The sequence below is a fragment of the Rasiella sp. SM2506 genome (assembly GCF_050859505.1).
Taxonomy (GTDB): domain Bacteria; phylum Bacteroidota; class Bacteroidia; order Flavobacteriales; family Flavobacteriaceae; genus Marinirhabdus.
The window spans coordinates 2,165,877-2,184,499 of the sequence record NZ_CP193934.1 but is presented as its reverse complement, the minus strand read 5'-3'; the positions used below and the strand labels follow the sequence as shown (position 1 = coordinate 2,184,499).

At 38.0% G+C, this 18,623-nt stretch carries 20 protein-coding genes; 2 read left to right on the top strand and 18 right to left on the bottom strand.

Annotated features, from left to right (window positions below):
* Nucleotides 1–75 precede the first annotated feature (75 nt).
* The 12 genes from ACQ2HF_RS09845 to ACQ2HF_RS09790 form a co-directional block, all read right to left on the bottom strand.
* On the bottom strand, nt 76–1,341 hold the full coding sequence (locus tag ACQ2HF_RS09845; protein ID WP_432410256.1) for a hypothetical protein: 1,266 nt from the start codon (nt 1,339–1,341) through the stop codon (nt 76–78).
* A 321-nt stretch (nt 1,342–1,662) separates the two neighbouring features.
* A complete protein-coding gene (rimO, locus tag ACQ2HF_RS09840) occupies nt 1,663–2,967 on the bottom strand; it encodes a 30S ribosomal protein S12 methylthiotransferase RimO (protein WP_432410255.1) in 1,305 nt (434 codons plus the stop codon).
* A 159-nt stretch (nt 2,968–3,126) separates the two neighbouring features.
* Nucleotides 3,127–3,714 (bottom strand): SET domain-containing protein, encoded by a 588-nt coding sequence (locus tag ACQ2HF_RS09835; RefSeq protein WP_432410254.1) that lies wholly within the window; start codon nt 3,712–3,714, stop codon nt 3,127–3,129.
* A 40-nt stretch (nt 3,715–3,754) separates the two neighbouring features.
* Nucleotides 3,755–4,333, bottom strand: a complete 579-nt coding sequence (locus ACQ2HF_RS09830; RefSeq protein ID WP_432410253.1) for a hypothetical protein — start codon at nt 4,331–4,333, stop codon at nt 3,755–3,757.
* Nucleotides 4,334–4,416: 83 nt separating this feature from the next.
* Entirely contained in the window at nt 4,417–5,370 is a 954-nt protein-coding gene (ftsY, locus tag ACQ2HF_RS09825) for a signal recognition particle-docking protein FtsY (protein ID WP_432410252.1), read from the bottom strand.
* 192 nt (nt 5,371–5,562) lie between these two features.
* The gene (locus ACQ2HF_RS09820) at nt 5,563–5,715 is read right to left on the bottom strand and encodes a DUF4295 domain-containing protein (protein WP_432410251.1); all 153 of its coding nucleotides are present in this window, start codon (nt 5,713–5,715) and stop codon (nt 5,563–5,565) included.
* Between the two features lie 8 nt (nt 5,716–5,723).
* A complete protein-coding gene (gene rpmG / locus ACQ2HF_RS09815; RefSeq protein ID WP_432410250.1) occupies nt 5,724–5,906 on the bottom strand; it encodes a 50S ribosomal protein L33 in 183 nt (60 codons plus the stop codon).
* A gap of 25 nt (nt 5,907–5,931) precedes the next feature.
* Nucleotides 5,932–6,171, bottom strand: a complete 240-nt coding sequence (gene rpmB / locus ACQ2HF_RS09810; protein ID WP_432410249.1) for a 50S ribosomal protein L28 — start codon at nt 6,169–6,171, stop codon at nt 5,932–5,934.
* Nucleotides 6,172–6,247: 76 nt separating this feature from the next.
* Nucleotides 6,248–7,495: a competence/damage-inducible protein A gene (locus ACQ2HF_RS09805; protein ID WP_432410248.1), complete on the bottom strand. Its 1,248-nt coding sequence runs from the start codon at nt 7,493–7,495 to the stop codon at nt 6,248–6,250.
* Nucleotides 7,496–7,837: an Hpt domain-containing protein gene (locus ACQ2HF_RS09800; RefSeq protein ID WP_432410247.1), complete on the bottom strand. Its 342-nt coding sequence runs from the start codon at nt 7,835–7,837 to the stop codon at nt 7,496–7,498.
* Nucleotides 7,838–8,449, bottom strand: a complete 612-nt coding sequence (locus ACQ2HF_RS09795) for a fumarylacetoacetate hydrolase family protein (protein ID WP_432410246.1) — start codon at nt 8,447–8,449, stop codon at nt 7,838–7,840.
* Between the two features lie 65 nt (nt 8,450–8,514).
* A complete protein-coding gene (locus ACQ2HF_RS09790) occupies nt 8,515–9,288 on the bottom strand; it encodes an exonuclease domain-containing protein (RefSeq protein ID WP_432410245.1) in 774 nt (257 codons plus the stop codon).
* Between the two features lie 154 nt (nt 9,289–9,442).
* Here ACQ2HF_RS09790 and ACQ2HF_RS09785 point away from each other — a divergent pair, with 154 nt between their 5' ends.
* The gene (locus ACQ2HF_RS09785; protein WP_432410244.1) at nt 9,443–10,060 is read left to right on the top strand and encodes a glutaredoxin domain-containing protein; all 618 of its coding nucleotides are present in this window, start codon (nt 9,443–9,445) and stop codon (nt 10,058–10,060) included.
* 29 nt (nt 10,061–10,089) lie between these two features.
* Here ACQ2HF_RS09785 and ACQ2HF_RS09780 read toward each other — a convergent pair whose 3' ends face one another.
* From ACQ2HF_RS09780 to ACQ2HF_RS09760, 5 genes are all read right to left on the bottom strand, one after another.
* Nucleotides 10,090–10,713 (bottom strand): porin family protein, encoded by a 624-nt coding sequence (locus ACQ2HF_RS09780; RefSeq protein WP_432410243.1) that lies wholly within the window; start codon nt 10,711–10,713, stop codon nt 10,090–10,092.
* A 99-nt stretch (nt 10,714–10,812) separates the two neighbouring features.
* A complete protein-coding gene (locus ACQ2HF_RS09775; protein ID WP_432410242.1) occupies nt 10,813–12,159 on the bottom strand; it encodes a dihydrolipoamide acetyltransferase family protein in 1,347 nt (448 codons plus the stop codon).
* Between the two features lie 214 nt (nt 12,160–12,373).
* Entirely contained in the window at nt 12,374–13,510 is a 1,137-nt protein-coding gene (locus ACQ2HF_RS09770; protein ID WP_432410241.1) for a glycosyltransferase family 2 protein, read from the bottom strand.
* Nucleotides 13,511–13,516: 6 nt separating this feature from the next.
* The gene (recR, locus tag ACQ2HF_RS09765) at nt 13,517–14,134 is read right to left on the bottom strand and encodes a recombination mediator RecR (RefSeq protein ID WP_432410240.1); all 618 of its coding nucleotides are present in this window, start codon (nt 14,132–14,134) and stop codon (nt 13,517–13,519) included.
* 74 nt (nt 14,135–14,208) lie between these two features.
* The gene (locus tag ACQ2HF_RS09760) at nt 14,209–16,701 is read right to left on the bottom strand and encodes a VPS10 domain-containing protein (RefSeq protein ID WP_432410239.1); all 2,493 of its coding nucleotides are present in this window, start codon (nt 16,699–16,701) and stop codon (nt 14,209–14,211) included.
* A gap of 112 nt (nt 16,702–16,813) precedes the next feature.
* Here ACQ2HF_RS09760 and ACQ2HF_RS09755 point away from each other — a divergent pair, with 112 nt between their 5' ends.
* Nucleotides 16,814–18,277: a sodium:solute symporter gene (locus ACQ2HF_RS09755; protein ID WP_432410238.1), complete on the top strand. Its 1,464-nt coding sequence runs from the start codon at nt 16,814–16,816 to the stop codon at nt 18,275–18,277.
* Here ACQ2HF_RS09755 and ACQ2HF_RS09750 read toward each other — a convergent pair.
* Complete coding sequence (locus ACQ2HF_RS09750) at nt 18,248–18,607, bottom strand: CoA-binding protein (RefSeq protein ID WP_432410237.1); 360 nt, start codon at nt 18,605–18,607, stop codon at nt 18,248–18,250. The genes ACQ2HF_RS09755 and ACQ2HF_RS09750 overlap by 30 nt on opposite strands.
* Nucleotides 18,608–18,623 lie beyond the last annotated feature (16 nt).

Genomic DNA, 18,623 nt, shown 5'->3' with positions numbered 1-18,623 from the left:
TTGTGGGCTCGGGAAAGTTGCGACCTATGATGAGGAGTTTGGGGTTCAGGGTTTGTGGTTTGTGGTTTGTAAAAACTATAGCTTATCTATGGAAATAATTGCGGTTTTAATAGTTGTTATTTTTTGATCAACTTCGGTCCACGCCAGAAATAACTCATTGCCTACTTTTTCCAATTGTGGGAAACCGCTGGCTCGTTCTGGTGATGTTTGTGAAATTATAACAGGAGTACCTATACTCCCTTTTTCGTTCACCTTTAGTAAATAAATAACCTCATCTTCACCCTTGGGTTGCATCCAGATAAGTGCGGCCTCCTTTTTGGCTGCATCTAACACCACAATATCCACTCTGCCTGTTGCGCTTTCTGTAGACACACTAAATGGCGTTGTAAAAGTTGCTCCACCATCTTGGGAAAAAACCACCTTAGCATCCCCAACACCTTTGGTAACTGTAAACCAGGCAACAGCCACTACATTATCTATGGCATCCACAGAAGGACCATTTACCGGACAGGCTGCGATTTTCCAGTTATCTAGACCAACCGTTTGAGGTTGGGTCCACGTACCATTCACATTTCGTACTATAGAAATATCCCGAACTTCCTCCTCACTACGATCGCGATACACTACTACAGGACCGTTTGCTGTCATGGCAGCACTTGTCTGGCAACAATCGCAAACTCGGTTATCCAACTCTGTTCGTTGCGAAATGGTTCCTTTTCCATCTACTATGGCACTGCGTAGCGTCATTGCTCCGCCTGTCCCGTGTTCCCCTTCCATATCGTGCCCGCCTGCCGTGTTCCGTCCATCTAACCAGGTAATAAAAAAGCCATCATCTTTGTAGGGAAGTATAGATACAAAACCGTGTTCGCTTTTGGTAGCGTCATTGTGTAGGATAAAATTATTTTTTATGGTTGCTGAATCTTTAAATAAATTCAGTTTTACATCGTAGGTATAGGTTCCATCGGCAGATTTCTGTAAAAGATTCGTTAAGACAGTACCATTATTTTCAGCTAATGCAGGGAAATCTGCCCAATTCACAAACCAATCGTTGCCAGTTGCTACCAACGTTTTAGGTGTCCAATCTGTCCCATTATATTTTGAATAGTTTAGAAAATTGGTCGTGTCTTTTTTGGTAACCCATGAAAAATATATCTCTGTTCCATTGCTATACAACCTTGGGAGTTGGCTGTTTTCTTCGGAAGGGTTATTTAAGGAGACTACATTGTCGTTTTTAGTATTTTCTACTACAGTTTTTTCAACCGACTCGTTATCTGCTTGTTGTTTTTTTTCATTACAACCTATTACTGATAAAAGGAGGAATACTACAAATATATGTTTCATATTTAGGGATTGCTAGTACACAGAGAGACGCAGGGAATCGCTGGGCTGCACGGAGGCATTGGTTATAACTTCAAAAATAGGGAAAATTGTTCCTTTTTGTGTGGTGTAGTAATTCTTTTAATACCAAATAACTTAAGTGAGTAAACTCAATTAAAAAATAGGATGTGCTGATTGTGTGATTACTCCTCGCTATTGCTCGTTCGAAATGACTACTGTTGTCATCTCGAAGGAGGCACGACTGAGAGATTACATTCGAGTGAGGAAAGTCTTAATGAACTTCGGGATGTGCTGATTGTGTGATTTCTCCTATCGTCGAAATGACTATTTAACCACTTCTGCGTATAAATCAAAATCTTCTGCGGCGGTAATATTTACGTTGAAAAATTCACCTGTACGCAAATAACCCTCTTCTGCATTTACCAATACTTCGTTGTCTACGTCTGGGCTGTCAAACTCGGTGCGACCTACGTAATAACTTCCTTCTTTTCTGTCTATAATAACACGGAAGGTTTTCCCTATTTTCTGTTGATTCAACTCCCATGAAATCTGGCTTTGTACTTCCATAATCTCATTGGCTCGTTGCATCTTCACATCTTCTGGCACGTCGTCTTCCAAATTATACGCGTGGGTGTTCTCTTCGTGAGAATACGTAAAACATCCCATACGCTCAAAACGTTGCTCGATAACCCATTGTTTGAGGGTCTGGAAATCTTCTTCGGTTTCTCCTGGATAGCCAACAATCAAGGTAGTACGTATTGCCATACCTGGAACGGCGGCTCTAAACTCGTCCAGCAATTTTGTAGTCTTTGCTTTGGTAGTACCGCGACGCATACTTTTTAAAATAGGATCTGCAATGTGTTGCAGCGGAATATCTATATAATTACAAACCTTAGGTTCATTTTTCATTACCTCCAGCACATCCATTGGGAAACCCGTTGGGAACGCGTAATGCAGACGAATCCATTCAATACCTGTTACTTTTACTAACTTCTGAAGAAGTTCTGCTAGGTTCCGTTTTTTGTAGATATCTAATCCGTAATACGTTAGATCTTGCGCAATCAATATCAATTCTTTTACACCATTTGCAGCCAATTTTTCGGCTTCGATGACTAAATTTTCTATGGGTGTGCTACGATGTTTACCACGCATAATTGGAATCGCACAAAAAGAGCACGGTCTATCACATCCTTCAGCAATTTTTAGGTAGGCGTAATTTTTTGGTGTTGTAGTTAGACGTTCGCCTATTAATTCGTGTTTATAATCGGCTCCCAAGGCTTTTAGTAAGCCAGGTAATTCTGTTGTTCCGAAGTATTGGTCTACGTTGGGGATTTCTTTTTGAAGATCTGGTTTGTATCTTTCGGAAAGGCAACCCGTCACAAAAACTTTGTCTACAAAACCATCTTCTTTTTTCTGTACGTATTCTAAAATAGTATTTATACTCTCCTCTTTTGCGTTGGCAATGAAACCGCAGGTGTTAATTACCACTACGTTTCCTTCCTCTTCGTGTACCACCTCTTTATTGTTGGCACGTAATTGCCCCATCAATACTTCACTGTCGTAAACGTTTTTGGAACAGCCTAAAGTGACTACGTTAATTTTGTTCTTTTTTAATGTTTTTGTGCGCATATTTTAGGGTACGAGGTACAATTTTAGAATTACGAGTTACGCTCTGCTAAAGCGGGTGCAAAGGTACGGTATTTTTGTGTGAAACAAGCTATTGCACCTCTCGAGCAAAATGAAGGAAAGTTAAGTTGTTTTAAAAAAATTGCCTTCACGTATAACGACTTACTTTCTTGGGAAATAAATTTTAAGAATTGATTCTAATGGCTCAGCCCCTTCAATAACGTTTTTAATAGTTTTTTTAATATCTTTTGAAAGCAGGATTTCTAAAGGTTGGTCTAAGGTATTGATGTTGGGGAAAACTGCTGCTATTTTCTTATCCCAAGTTTTATGATAATTTTTAAGATCGTCCGGATATACAGTTTTTCTTTTAGTCCCTTCTTCCGAAGCACGGAATGGTGTGTCTACATTTAAATAACCATAATCGTCTGTAAGTTGTTCTCCGGGATGAATATCGCGGATGGCGATTTCAAAATCGTACGCGGTTGAAAGGCAATTGGATTTAAAACTGTGGTTTACAAATCTACCGTGATCCCAGCACAGCACATAGTTCCCTTTGCTGTTTCGGTAGGAATACGTGTCTAAAATGTTTTGATAGAGCGGATTAAATTCCTGAAACTGCTTCAGTGTAAATTCTCTGTCCAACTGGTCAAGCACCCAGGTAATAGTGCCCGCTGGAATAAATTGTGTAGCGATCACGCCGTGACCTATCTCTTCACTTATAAATTGTAATTCGGTATGTGGATGTATCACTTTGGTAAGTATTTTAGTTCGGGTTTTATTGGGTATAAATTTAATATTCTGTAACAGAATTATTGTGTTTCAAAATTAAATTTAAAATATATATTTCAGTTTCGGTAGCATTTCGAATTTTTTTAAACTGTTCTTTAGATATATATTGCTTCAATCTATTTCTTCCAAATAGTGGCACACTATTAGTAAAATCATCATATATTAAAAACAATTTTTCATGGTCTTGTACATAAAAGGACTTGCTTATATACTCGTGATATTTTTTTTTGGGAGGTATCGAAAAATTCAGCCAATTTGGTTTTTCCTGATAATAATAATGAACAAACAGATTAACCTTTCCATTCTCGAGATCTTCTGGATTCACTTCAGCAAGTATTTTTACAAACTTTAATTTTGGTAAATCTACCACAGATCCAATTTCTAGAGTCTTATACGAAGTTATGTTCCCCGTACTATCCTCCATTGAAAATCGATAAAAATTATCTGGCAAGATATAGCCATAACTAGTATGACTAACTGGCTCATAAATCCTGAATCCATGTGGTAAGTATGCTGCAGAATCGATAGCTACTTTAGATGTTTGAAATTGAAAAGTAGTGTCTATTAATGTAATATCCACAAGAACTTTGCTTTGTACTTGAGAAAATAAAAGTACACTGGAAAGTTGAAACAATAGCCTAATGTAGAAATTCACAAGATTATTTACTTAAAAAAACTATCCACAAATTCAATTTTATTAAATACTTGTAAATCTTCTATGCCTTCACCAACACCAATATATTTTACAGGTATTTGAAACTGATCACTAATCCCAATTACTACGCCTCCTTTGGCTGTACCGTCTAGTTTTGTTACCGCAAGGCTTGTAACTTCGGTAGCTGCTGTAAATTGTTTTGCTTGTTCAAAAGCATTTTGCCCTGTAGAACCATCCAAAACCAATAATACTTCATGGGGTGCATCGCCTATCACTTTTTGCATCACGCGCTTTACTTTGGTAAGCTCGTTCATTAGGTTTACTTTGTTGTGCAAACGTCCTGCAGTATCGATAATTACTACATCTGCATTTTGGTTTACAGCACTCTGTAAGGTATCAAAAGCAACGCTCGCTGGATCACTCCCCATACTTTGTTTTACAATAGGAACCCCCGTACGGTCTGCCCAAACTTGCAGTTGGTCAATGGCTGCTGCACGGAAGGTATCTGCCGCACCTAAAACCACTTTTTTACCCGCTTTTTTAAATTGATATGCTAGTTTACCAATGGTAGTAGTTTTACCTACACCGTTTACACCCACAACCATAATGACGTGAGGTTTATTTGCGGAAGGAACTTCAAACTCGGTTGCATTACCTTGGTTCGTTTTGCTAAGTAGACCCGCAATTTCTTCACGTAAGATCTGGTTGAGTTCTTCTGTACCTACGTACTTATCTTTTTCGACACGCGCTTCTATACGTTTAATAATTTTTAAGGTAGTATTGACGCCTACATCACTAGAAACCAGTATTTCTTCTAGATTATCAAGAACGTCATCATCTACTTTGCTTTTCCCTGCAACTGCTTTGGAAAGCTTATCAAAAAAATTGTTTTTAGATTTCTCTAGTCCCTTGTCAAGGGTTTCTTTTTTTTCTTTGCTGAATATTTTTTTAAAAAAGCTCATGGGTTAGTGGATGAGTTTAGCGGTTGTCGCGGTTGATTTTATAGATTTTTATGTTGCGTGAGGGATTGAGTACGCTACCGTGTAGCGACGAAAGCCCGACTCGCCGCGGCGAGGCACGCCCTAAAATCCATTAAAAATACAAAAAGCCACCTTTCTAAAAAAAGTGGCTTTGTTAAATTTTATACGAATTGGTTATTTATTGTTTAACCAATCGTTTACAAGGTCTGGAGCCATAATGGACTCAACAAATGTATACGCTCCAGTCTTTTCAGACTTTACCATCTTTATAGCTTTGGTTAAACGCTTAGATCCTGTTTGTAATGATGCTACTGATTTCTTTGCCATAACTCAAATTATTTAATCTCTTTATGAACCGTCATTTTTTTAAGAATAGGGTTGAATTTCTTCAACTCCATACGGTCTGGAGTGTTCTTTTTATTTTTTGTAGTGATGTAACGAGACGTTCCCGCTTGCCCACTTTCTTTGTGCTCGGTACATTCTAAGATTACCTGAACTCTGTTTCCTCTTTTAGCCATTGTCTTATGCTTTTATTGTATTTGACTATTGGTTTAAAAAGCCTTTTGTACGGGCTTCTTTCACTACAGCGTAGATACCTTTTTTATTGATGTCTTTTAACACAGAAGTACACACTTTAAGTGTTAACCACTGGTCTTCTTCTGGGATGTAGAAACGTTTTTTAACGAGATTCACGTTAAATTTACGCTTTGTCTTGTTCATCGCGTGGGATACATTGTTCCCTACCATTGCTCTTTTGCCCGTAAGCTCACAAACTCTTGACATTACTATATTCTTTTAAGTTATTTTAAAACAGGGTGCAAATTTAATTAAATTTATTGGTTTCAACAACAAAAGAAATTTAGTTTTTCAATATTTCTTTTAAGAGCAATTCAAAAGCCTTGTTTGTTGCCTTTTTTATAACCCGTTCCCGAAGATTGCCAAAACTGAATTTTTCCGAAAATACGCCGCTCGGTGAAGCAATAGCAATATAAACTGTTCCTACCTCATCCAAAGCATCTCCTTTTGTTGGCCCTGCAATTCCTGTAGTAGCCAAGGCATAGTCTGAACCAAAAAGTTTTGCACATTGCATCGCCATAGCTTCTGCAACTTGAGCACTCACAACATTGTATTTTTTTATAAGGTCTTCATTGACTCCAAGGATAGTTATTTTTTGACGGGTTTCGTAAGGAACTACACCGCCTTTAAAATACACAGAAGCCCCTGGAACAGACGTAATTTCACTTGCAACAGCGCCTCCTGTACAACTTTCGGCCAAACTTAATGATTGATTTTTTGACTGTAACAATACCGCTATTCTTTCTTGAATGTTGGTTTCGTCTTCGTACCCTACTGCTATATCTTTCAGCAATTCATACAGCATATCCATTTGTTTACTAACGTCCTCTTTTAGCTTTTTCTCGTTTGCGCCTGTAGAAGATAAACGCAATCGTACTCTCCCTAAAGAGGGTAGATAAGCCAATTTAATAGTAGAGGGCAGCGCATCTTCCCAGTTTGTAATCTGTTCTTGAATTTCGCTCTCTCCTTTTCCGTAAGTAAGCAAGGTCTTGTGGTAAATATGTGGCCTGTTGTATTTTTTTACAACTCTTGGCAGTACCTCTTGAGTCAATAAATGCTTCATTTCGTAAGGCACACCTGGTAACGAAACGAACACAGTAGCATCCTTTTCCATCCACATTCCTGGAGCGGTACCATGGATATTATTTAAAATAATGGCAGTAGCAGGAACCAGTGCCTGCGTTAAATTACTAGGAAGTGGTGGTCTTTTAATATGTGCTTCAAAAATATGCTTAATGTTTCTAAGCACCTCTTTGTTCTCCACCAGCGTATCGCCAAGAAACTTACAAAAGGTTTGCTTGGTAATATCGTCTTTGGTTGGTCCTAATCCACCTGTAACGAGCACTAAATCCACCCTTTTTTTGGCATCTTCCAGCGCGGAAAGAATATGCTGCTCATCATCCTGGATAGAGGTGATTTGATACACCTTCACCCCAATTAAGTTAAGCTGTTTGCTTATGTATGCCGAATTGGTATCTACAATTTGACCAATGAGAATCTCGTCCCCTATGGTTATGATTTCGGCTAACATTTATAAGTTGAAGTCTCTTTTCAATTCCTCAACAACTGTACTTACCGTAGCCACTACTTTTTCTATATTATCAGAAACCGTACTACTGCTTTTTGAAGATTTTGTCCACGACTCAATGCCTGTAATATCTTTTTCTAATCCAAGACCAAACATCTCGAAATTGGGCTTCATTTTATGAGCAAATTGATATGCTAAATCTTTGTTGTTATTTGCAATTGCCTCTTCAAGAGCCGCCAGATCTGGTGGTATCTCATCTAAGAATGTCTGGGCTACTACTTTCATAAAATCTTCATCGCCACCCGCAATCTCTTCTAAACTTTCTATTGAATAATGTGCGTCCATTTATTTTACTTTTATTGAAAAGGCTTGCTCCTCTTCCAAAAATCCTGTTAATATATCGTTAGGGGAAACTTTACCTACGCCAGCTGGAGTGCCCGTAAAAATAACATCTCCTATCTTTAAAGTAAAATATTTTGAAACATATGAAATAAGCGCATCTACCTTCCACAACATGAATGCCGTGGAGGCTTTTTGCACTATCTCCCCATTTTTTTCTAACCGAAAGGTAAGGTCTTCAAGGCTTTTAAACGAATTTTTTGGAAAAAAATTACCTATCACAGCGGCGCCGTCAAAACTTTTTGCTTTTTCCCAAGGCAATCCTTTTTCTTTTAAATGTTGCTGAACGTCACGTGCCGTAAAATCTATTCCTAGCCCAATTTCATCATAATATTTATGAGCAAACTTCTCTTGAATGTGTTTGCCTATTTTAGTAATCTTCACCAAAACTTCCACCTCATGATGGATGTCACTTGAAAAGTCTGGAATAAAAAAAGGTTGTTTTTTCAGCAATATAGATGTGTCCGGCTTCATGAAAATTACCGGGTCACTTGGGCGATCGCTGCCCAGCTCTTTTATGTGGTCTGTGTAATTTCGGCCTATGCAGATAAGTTTCATGGTAGCGGGTAGTTTATAGCGCAAAGTTGGTAATCCAATCAACTTCCACTTCGCTTCTATTTATGTTATAACTTGTTATTCAGTTTCTGAAGCTTTAATCGTGTTAAAACCTTTTTAGTATATAGTGGGAAGTCTGCATTTAAAAGCCATCCAAAGTAACCAGGTTCTTTCTCCATTACTTCTTCTACCAATGTACCGCGATGCTTGCCGAAGGAAAAAACTTCTCTACCTTGTTTATCATACCCAATATAGCCCGCAAAATCTACGTAGTTTTTATGTGCGCTGTATTGCGATAGGAACTTGGTGTCGTTCTCAAGATCATCATAACGGTCTAGCTGTGCTTTTAAGACTTCGTAAGTGGCGTTCGTATCTGCTGCGGCACTGTGAGCATCTATTAAATCTTTATCGCAATAAAACTTATAGGCTGCTTCTAGGGTGCGTTTTTCCTTTTTATGAAAGATCGTTTGTACATCTACGGCTAAATTCTTTTTCAAGTCTAAATCTACCTCAGCTCTTTCTAACTCTTCAGCCAGTAAAGGAATATCAAACCTATTGCTATTGTAACCAGCCATATCACTATCCTTCATCATTTCCTGAATTTTAGGTGCCAATTCTTTAAAAGTAGGTTCATTGGCTACCATTTCGTCACTTATGCCATGAATGGCTGTAGTTGCTGCAGGAATTGGTACCGTTGGATTAACGCGCCAAGTATGGCTCTCTTTATTGCCGTTGGGAAATACTTTAAGGATAGCTATTTCTACAATACGATCTGTCGCGACATTGGTTCCTGTAGTTTCAAGATCGAAAAAACAGATGGGTCTGCTCAGTTTTAATTCCATGGGTTTAATTTATAGCACAAAGGTAACAATTGTGAGAGAGTTGTCTCAAAGCATTTGGCTGTATTTTATGACCCTTTGCTATTTTAATAGAGCAACATCTACCGCATCTCCCATAGTCACTTACCCATAAGAACCTATTTAGTACATTTGCGATATGACACGATTTTTATTTTTTACATTTTTCTTAGTCACTACATTTAGTACCTACGCACAAGGTCTGAAAGTTTTAATTTCTGAAAAAAAATCTGGCAAACGCATTGTACTCATGGCCGAAAATAAAACGGCAGACACCTTACATGTATTCTTAATAGTGAATGCCACGGGCTATCGTAAAAGCGCCTCCAAACCCGTAATTAAAACCATAGCTCCTGGTAAAAAGACACCCATGATTACTTTAATTGAATTGGATGAAGAAAAATCACACTACACCTACGATCTTATTATAGATGCAGAAGAATTAGACGCAAACATAAGCCACGACAACCAAGTAAAAGATATTGAAAAAAACATACAAGATAGGCTCGTTATTTTTTCTACTGAAGGTTGTGAAAAATGCAGAACACTTTCCAATGCACTTATTGAAAAACGTGTAGCACATCGTATTTTTGACATACAGGAAAACCCAGTGATGTACCGTCAATTTATGGCTTTTATGGCAAGTGAATTAACCCTGGAAACTAAAATACGTTTTCCAGTAATCTGGAATAAAACCTATACTATTTTTGGGTTTGAAGCGTTGGAATCTGTGGTTACTGAGTTGGGTGAGAAATAATTATTTTTATTCCTATTTCTCAATTAAAATTAAAAGGTATATCCTAGGTGCAATCCAAATTTATGATTTGTAACACGGCCCCCTTCATTCTCTTCAAAAATATTAGTAAGTCCATTGTGCGCTACCAGTTCAAAAAACAAAGCATTGGTCGCTTTTTTTCCAAGAGGAATTTTATACCCAATTCCACCGGTTACCCCAATATCGGTTGTTTTAAAAAATCTTTTTACTTGAGTTCTATTTGCATTAGCACCAGCTAAAAACCCAACATACGGACCAAGATTCAGATACCAGTTTTTATTTTTATTAGACCCAAAGTGAAAGTTCGGTGCAGTTCCAATAATAATGTAATGTAAACCATAATTTCTATCGACCAATACCATACCACTATCGGTTACAAAAACTCCATTTGTCCAACCATATTGCAGGTATCCTACATTCGTTCGTACACTCCATTTTTCAGAAAAATAATAGGCACCATACACTCCAGCCGTTAAACCCAACCTTGCCTCAGCCAAATTTTGCTCGTCTACTGAAGAGATATTCGAAATTCCTCCCCCGGCATATATTGAGAACGTAAAATCCCCTTTGTCTTGAGAATAGCCGGATAGGGCTACAAACAACAGAAAAAATAAAAATGCGAAAGGTGTTTTCATAGTATTGCAATTGTAAAAAGAGATACAATACTAAATAAAAAAAACCGCTCCCCAAAAAAAAAGGAACGGCTCAATCTATTTTAAATTTCAGTTAGAAGTTTAAATTTCCCTCTTCATATCCCAAGCCTCAAGATAATCTGATACAGCTTTTACAAATTGCCCTCCTAAAGCACCATTAACTACACGGTGGTCATAACTATGGCTCAAGAACATTTTATAGCGTATTCCAATAAAGTCCCCATCGGGTGTTTCAATCACCGCAGGTACCTTTCTAATAGCTCCTAGTGCCAAAATACCTACCTGTGGCTGATTAATAATAGGTGTTCCCATAATACTTCCAAAGGTTCCCACATTGGTTACGGTATACGTACCTCCCTGGATATCGTCTGGTTTTAAGGCGTTATTTCTAGCACGGCCTGCAAGATCATTTACCGCTTTACTCATCCCAACCAAATTCAGTTGGTCTGCGTTTTTAATAACTGGCACAATTAAGTTACCATCTGGTAAGGCTGCTGCCATCCCAAGGTTTATATTTTTTCGTTTAATAATTCTATCACCGTCCAGGGCAATGTTCATCATTGGAAAGTCTTTTAATGCTTTGGCAACGGCTTCCATAAAAATTGGAGTAAAGGTCAAGTTTTCACCTTCGCGTTTTGCAAAACCATCTTTTACTTTTTTACGCCAGTTCCAAATATTGGTTACATCTGCCTCGATAAAAGATTGCACGTGTGCAGAAGTTTGTACACTGGCCACCATATGGTGCGCAATAAGTTTCCCCATACGCGTCATTTCAATAATCTCATCACCTCCATTAACCAATACTGGTGCTGTAGTCTTCGCTGGAGCAGCTTTTGCAGTCGCCGGATTCTTAGCTTCTACAACTGTTTTAGGCTCCGTTTTTACCTCAGCACTTTGTTGCGGAGTCGAAGTACGATTCTCCAAGTAACTCAACATATCATTCTTAGTAACACGTCCATCTTTTCCTGTACCTGCAATAGCGTCTAATTCAGTTTGAGAGATTCCTTCTTCTTTGGCCATATTTTTTACCAAAGGAGAATAAAATCTGCCTTCTGTATTTTCAATAGCCGATTGGGTAGATTCTTTAGCCACCGTCACTGTATCTTGGACAGCAGCTACCGTTTTAGGTGCTGGAGCCGTCATTTCAGTATCGCTTGCTTCCGTAATATCGGTTGCAGAAGCTTCTCCGTTTATTTGTATAATAGCGATGGTTTGTCCTACCTGGATGACATCGTCCACCTCAAAGAGTTTTTCAATTAAAACGCCATCTACCTCGCTAGGAACTTCGCTATCTACTTTATCGGTAGCGATTTCCAGCACAGCTTCGTCGGCCTCAATGGTGTCTCCCACTTCTTTTAGCCAGTTGGTAAGGGTAGCTTCTGCTACACTTTCACCCATTTTAGGTAGTTTTAGTTCAAATGTTGCCATTACAAATTTTTATACTTTTTACGAGTGCAAAATTAATCAAAAATTACAGGTTTGTAAGTTCATTTTAGGGAAAATTGTTGAAGGTGTTTAATAATTTGAAGTATGTAAATGAAACTTACTACTTGTAAAACCTACTAGGAGGCCTGCGACAACCTATCCGTTCCATTCAGACGGGCACCTTGCAGATTGGAATACTTTCCAACTCACTAATTCACTAATTAACCAACTCACCAAACAAAACCACCCCGCCTTTGTTATCACTCTGATCGCTTCCCACTAAAAAATTACATCCTGGCGGACGAATACGAAATTGATTTCCCATATTTTTATACTGTCGCATTACTTGAAAGATTTGCGTGTACGGAATATATGAAGCATCAAAAATAACCAGCGTATTGTATACGCTTCCATCTTGAAAGACACTTTTGGAAACCGACTTTAATGGTTTTTCTATAACTGCTGAAAGTTCTTTTAGCAATGAAAAATTGTCCGTAACCACAATCGCTTGCGAAGGATCTGCAATTTTTTTTCTGTTTTTTGAAATATTTTTAGTTTTCAGCAACTTAGCCAGTGCTACTCCTACTTTTACCGTAACATCCAGAAAAATAGTTGTCTTAAAATGTTTCTTGTAAAAAATCTGCATCGCTCCGTAAAAACGTTGCAAATAAGCAGCATCTTTTTGCGTACTCTCGCCCTTATAATGCAGCGTTTCGGTACTTCCCAAGTAGTAATTTTGATACCCTGCCTGGGTAATTTTATAGGACAAGTCTATATCTTCCCCGTACATAAAATAATCTTCATCAAAGCCGTTTACCTGAGCATAAACACTTCGTTTTAAAAACATAAATGCTCCTACCAAAACTGCAACCTCTCCTTCATTTTCTTCTGAAATAGTTGTAGCATAGTATTTTTTTGTGAATCCTAACAACTTCAACAAAGAGGCTTTAGGTTTTGGTAGATTTCGTTTACTTTCGGGTAAAAAATTCCCTGTTCCATCTAGCAAATAGACGCCCAATACTCCTAAGGTAGGCAGCGTTACGACTTTATTGAAACATTTCAAAAATGTATCTTCTGCTACTGCTGTATCTGGATTTAAAATACACAAATACTCCCCTTTTGCAACAGCTACGGCTTGATTGTTCGCTTTGCTGAAACCTACATTTTCTTTATTTTCTATTAAATGTATGTTTGGAAAATCACGTTGTACCATCGCACAACTATCGTCTACCGAAGCGTTGTCTATCACAATAATTTCAGCGTCTAAATTACCAATAGCGCGTTGTACGCTAATGATGCATTGCTTTAAAAAATAGGAAACATTATAATTAAGAATTATTATGGAGAGCTTCACGGGTGCTTAGTTTTTTAGAGAATTTTCGAAAGGGACGCGATGCAAGATACTTCGGCCTAAAGTTACCTCATCTGCATATTCCAGCTCATCACCTACAGAAATCCCTCTTGCAATGGTGGTTGTAATAATAGTATAAGCTTCAATTTGTTTAAAAATATAAAAGTTGGTAGTATCCCCTTCCATGGTAGAACTGAGTGCGAAAATAAGCTCTTCAATTGTACCTTCTTTTACTTTTTCTACCAGCGAATTAATAGTTAATTCCCCCGGACCAACACCATCCATGGGAGATATTTTGCCACCCAATACGTGATAATGTCCTTTAAACTGGCTGGTATTTTCTATTGCCATTACATCCCTAATATCTTCCACCACACAAACAATGGTTTCATTTCGATTGGGGTTTGCGCATATTTCGCACAATTGCGTGTCCGAAATATTATGGCAGTTCTTACAAAAATTAACTTCTTTCCGCATTTTCTGCAGACTTTCTGCCAACAATGAGGTATGTTGTTCTGGTTGTTTTAAAAGGTGCAACACCAAACGTAAGGCCGTACGTTTCCCAATGCCAGGGAGTTGTGACATTTCGTTTACAGCATTCTCTAATAATTTTGAAGAAAATTCCATTGGGGTGAAGATAAAAAAAATGCTTCAGAAATGAGAACTCACTTTTGAAGCATTCTAAAGCTATTTTTAAAGTGTTATTTTATGAGTAATTTTTTAGTCGTCGTTCCCATTTCAGAATTAAACCGAACAAAATAAATACCAGATGGTAAGGTTGAAATATTTAGGTGTACACTGCCTACAATCTCTACATCTCTTTCAAAAATGATTAGTTTACCTGACGCATCATACACTTTTATAGCTGTGATAAGTGGAGAAGACGTTCGGATAGTTACCTGGTCTGAAGCTGGGTTTGGATACAAGACAATAGCATCTGCCAATGCATTGTTTGGAACGTCTAATACTTGACCAGCTTCTGCTGTTGGTGAAACCCAAAGACCCCTACCATAACTACCGGCGTATAGTTCTTCATTTTCGACATGAATTTCTAATTCATTAATAATTACGTTGGGTAAATTATTACTGAAGGGCTGCCACTCCTTCAGTATTTCATCAATATAATATACTCCATAGTCCATACCAACATATAAGCCATTGGCTCCATTGTCATGCCAAACCACGGTTAACGCACTAAAGTCTGGCAAATTGAACGTATAGCTTTCCCAAGTTTCACCGCCATCTTCCGACACTCGTACTTTAGCACCCGAGGTAGTTGCCACAGCTATTTTATTTGGGTTTGTTGGATGAATGGCGATTTCGTTAATAGAACCACCGGGGCTTTGAATAGGTAACCAATCGCTAGTACCTCCATCACTTGTTTTATAAAGTTGTGCTCCTCTGGCAGCGAACATTATTTGGTTATTGGAAGGTGCAATTTTTAAATGGTCCAGATTTCCTCCAAAAGATTGTGAGATTGGCGCCCAAAAATTCCCCTTATTAGTTGATTTAAACACACGATTGTATCCAGAATAAATCACGTTGGTTTCGGTTGGGTCTTGTTCAAAGGGGGTTATCCAATTACCAGAACTTGGACTATTAAGCCCAGAGAGAGTGTTGGCTGCATCATCTGTTCTGTACATTCCGCCAAATTGTATCATTCCATACATAGTATCGGGATTATCTTTATCCACAAACCCTTCCATACCATCTGCTCCAATCCAATCTATCCAACTGCTTGCCGCGGTGTAAAATGAGCTACCGTTATCCTGGCTCCCGCCGGTTACAACAACATTTGCAGTTTGGGAAATACCAATTTTATAAAATTGACGAATTCCCAATCCGTTGCTAAGATCTTCATAGTAGTTTGCAGTTACATTTGCTGTATTTTCGGCTTTAAAAATTCCACCATCGGTTCCAGCAAAAAGAGTCGAATCATTAAAAACCAACAAATCTACATCTGCATGACAATATCCAATATTGGCATTTTCAGCTTCTCCAGGAATCCAATCTGCTGTACACGAAAATGAAACACCAGCATCTGTAGAGCGCCAAGTGAGCACTCCTGCAATGTGTACTTCGTCAGCGTCATTAGGATTTACTGCAATATCCATATCCCTTGGTGCTTGTCCGCCAGATTCAAATCCTGCCGTGTCATACCCAAAATAGTTTCTTCCTGCATGGGTACGCTCTGTAAAAGTAACACCACCATCTGTTGAAAAATACAAAGCTCCAAATGAGCCACCTTGCGACTCTAATACATATACTCTATCACTATTATCTAGTGAAACACCTATCATTTTTGGTTGACTACCTAGCCCAGAAACTGTTGTAAAATTAACTCCACCGTTGGTTGATATATGAAAACCAGTTCCCGAAGCATACACTGTGTTTGGATCTTCAGGCTTAAATTCTACATCATACGCATTAACGTCTACTCCTATAGTATTCCAGGAAGTACCTCCATCTGTAGATCTATAAATTCCTGCATTTTGAGAGCAGGCAAACATAATATTGGTATTGTTTGGGTTAATAAGAATTTTATTGATGAGTGAATTACTCAGATCTGCTATTTGATTCCAGGTTCCACCAGCATCTGTAGATTTGAAAATCAGTCCGCTTGTGGAACCAAAATAGTAGGTATTGCTGTTTGTAGGATCTATAGTTACTGAATATACGCTTAAATTTGTAAAGGTATCACCCAACGGCACCCATGTTTGACCACCGTCAAGGGTCTTCCACACGCCACCTGTATTGGCTCCAATAATAATATGGTCTTCGTTAGTTGGATCTATAGCGATCCCGGTAATGCGCCCCACACCTGGGTTCCAACTCGTTGTAGCATTTTTGGCAAATGGCCCCAACTCTTCCCAATTATCATTTCGTTGTTGACGTGTATGAGCCGTTTCATTTAAATATTTGTTATAGCGTTGTAATTCGGAAAGATTTTCTGATATAGTTGAAACAAAACCATTCTCATTTTTAAGGCGATTTGCCATGTATTCCCACCGCTTAAATTGTTTATATCCTGTTCCTCTTCCTGTCTCTTTTCCATCAAAATAAGCCTCTGCTTCTTGCGTAATTTCATAAACCGAAAATGTTCCAGCATCAATCATTTCAAGGTATCGCTGTGCCTGTAGGGTAGGAATAAAAAATACTGAGACCACAAAAAATACCACTTTCAATTTTATCATAGAATATGTTTTTAACTAGCTAATTTTCAAACGATATCAAATGTATTAAAAAATAAAATGCTCACGAGCGCAAACTTTGTATTTTTACACACAACACTAAGCCTTATAAACTATGCAGCCCATACACATTATACTCTTAATTGGTGGTTATTTTGGAATTTTATTGCTCATTTCCTTTTTAACCAATCGAGGTGGCAGTAATGCAGATTTTTTTAAGGCCGGCAAACAATCGCCATGGTACTTAGTAGCTTTTGGAATGATTGGCGCTTCACTAAGTGGTGTTACTTTTATCTCGGTACCAGGAAATGTGGCTGCAGATAGTTTTAGCTATTTTCAAGTAGTTTTAGGATATACGGTAGGATACGCTGTTATAGGGTTGGTGTTACTTCCACTTTATTACAGACTTAATTTAACGTCTATTTACTCCTACTTGGAGGGGAGATTTGGAGTGGCCTCTTACAAAACAGGTGCTTCTTTCTTTTTACTTTCTAGAATTGTTGGCGCTAGTTTCAGGCTGTATTTGGTTGCCATTGTACTTCAGGATTTAGTGTTTGATAAAATTATGTTTTTTGGACAGCAGGGAGTTCCTTTTTGGGTAACGGTTACCATCACTATTTTACTTATCTGGCTGTATACGTTTAAGAGTGGAATAAAAACAATTGTGTGGACAGATACTTTGCAAACACTATTTATGCTGGTTGCTTTAGGTGTAGGAATATATTATGTTTCTGAAGGACTAGGCATTAGCGGCATGGGCATTATCAACACAATTGCTGAAAGTGACATGTCTCAAATTTTCTTTTTTGACGATTATAAAAGCGGGCAATATTTCTTTAAACAGTTTATAAGTGGTGCTTTTATAGCCATTGTTATGACGGGATTGGACCAAGATATGATGCAAAAAAACCTTACCTGTCGTACGTTAAAAGATGCTCAAAAAAATATGTTTTGGTTTACCATTGTTTTAACCATTGTGAACGTAATATTTTTAGGATTAGGATTATTACTAACGCTATATGCACAGCAAAATGGAATTGACGCCACTAAGGATAAGTTATTTTCAACCATTGCCGTAGACTCTGGATTGGGTATTGGTTTGGCGGTTTTCTTTTTATTAGGGCTTATTGCGGCAGCCTACAGTAGTGCAGATAGCGCGCTTACTTCTCTCACCACTTCCTTTAGTATTGATATTCTTGGTATTGAAAAAAAACATAGCCCTGCAAACCAAATTAAAATTAGAAAACGGGTTCACATAACGATGTCGCTTGTACTTATTTTAGTCATTGTTTTTTTTAACTATGCTATTGGAGATACTTCGGTGATTGTAAAACTCTTCACATTTGCTGGATATACCTACGGTCCCTTGTTGGGTTTGTATGCTTTTGGACTATTTAGCAAGTGGAATGTTGCCGACAAACGGGTACCATTAGTAGCCATTGCCACACCTTTTGTAGGGTATGCAATAAGTTATTTAAGCCAGGTTTGGTTTAATTTCGAATTTGGATTTTTTATCCTTATCCTAAATGGATTTCTAACCTACGTAGGTTTAATATTGATTCGTACCCAAAAGAACTAACGTACAGGCTATCTCAACGTCAATATTTTTTTGCTGAAGTAGTTCGTAGAAATTAGGGTTTTCAGTTCCTGGATTGAAAAGTACCCGCTTTGGTTTTAATGAAATTATATAATCATAATATTCCTCCTGTCGCTGCGGATTTAAATACAACGTCACGGTATGAATATTTTCGAAAGAAATTTTTTCTGTCGAAATTTCAACACCCGCCACTACGCCTTTTCGGAGACCGATAGCTTCAACTTCGTGTTTATAAGTTACCAACCTGTTTATCGCCATGTTAGAATATCTGCTGGGCTTGAGGCTTGCGCCAAGTACTAATGTCTTTTTCATAACTTAAAGTTCTCAA

Bases quoted from the DNA above. Each gene is read 5' to 3' on its own strand.
- ACQ2HF_RS09760 (WP_432410239.1), bottom strand. From the start codon at position 16,701: ATGATAAAATTGAAAGTGGTATTTTTTGTGGTCTCAGTATTTTTTATT.
- ACQ2HF_RS09800 (WP_432410247.1), bottom strand. From the start codon at position 7,837: ATGGACGCACATTATTCAATAGAAAGTTTAGAAGAGATTGCGGGTGGC.
- ACQ2HF_RS09785 (WP_432410244.1), top strand. From the start codon at position 9,443: ATGACACGATTTTTATTTTTTACATTTTTCTTAGTCACTACATTTAGT.
- ACQ2HF_RS09805 (WP_432410248.1), bottom strand. From the start codon at position 7,495: ATGTTAGCCGAAATCATAACCATAGGGGACGAGATTCTCATTGGTCAA.
- ACQ2HF_RS09845 (WP_432410256.1), bottom strand. From the start codon at position 1,341: ATGAAACATATATTTGTAGTATTCCTCCTTTTATCAGTAATAGGTTGT.
- rimO (WP_432410255.1), bottom strand. From the start codon at position 2,967: ATGCGCACAAAAACATTAAAAAAGAACAAAATTAACGTAGTCACTTTA.
- ACQ2HF_RS09755 (WP_432410238.1), top strand. From the start codon at position 16,814: ATGCAGCCCATACACATTATACTCTTAATTGGTGGTTATTTTGGAATT.
- ftsY (WP_432410252.1), bottom strand. From the start codon at position 5,370: ATGAGCTTTTTTAAAAAAATATTCAGCAAAGAAAAAAAAGAAACCCTT.
- ACQ2HF_RS09775 (WP_432410242.1), bottom strand. From the start codon at position 12,159: ATGGCAACATTTGAACTAAAACTACCTAAAATGGGTGAAAGTGTAGCA.
- ACQ2HF_RS09820 (WP_432410251.1), bottom strand. From the start codon at position 5,715: ATGGCAAAGAAATCAGTAGCATCATTACAAACAGGATCTAAGCGTTTA.
- rpmG (WP_432410250.1), bottom strand. From the start codon at position 5,906: ATGGCTAAAAGAGGAAACAGAGTTCAGGTAATCTTAGAATGTACCGAG.
- ACQ2HF_RS09795 (WP_432410246.1), bottom strand. From the start codon at position 8,449: ATGAAACTTATCTGCATAGGCCGAAATTACACAGACCACATAAAAGAG.
- ACQ2HF_RS09750 (WP_432410237.1), bottom strand. From the start codon at position 18,607: ATGAAAAAGACATTAGTACTTGGCGCAAGCCTCAAGCCCAGCAGATAT.
- ACQ2HF_RS09790 (WP_432410245.1), bottom strand. From the start codon at position 9,288: ATGGAATTAAAACTGAGCAGACCCATCTGTTTTTTCGATCTTGAAACT.
- recR (WP_432410240.1), bottom strand. From the start codon at position 14,134: ATGGAATTTTCTTCAAAATTATTAGAGAATGCTGTAAACGAAATGTCA.
- rpmB (WP_432410249.1), bottom strand. From the start codon at position 6,171: ATGTCAAGAGTTTGTGAGCTTACGGGCAAAAGAGCAATGGTAGGGAAC.
- ACQ2HF_RS09780 (WP_432410243.1), bottom strand. From the start codon at position 10,713: ATGAAAACACCTTTCGCATTTTTATTTTTTCTGTTGTTTGTAGCCCTA.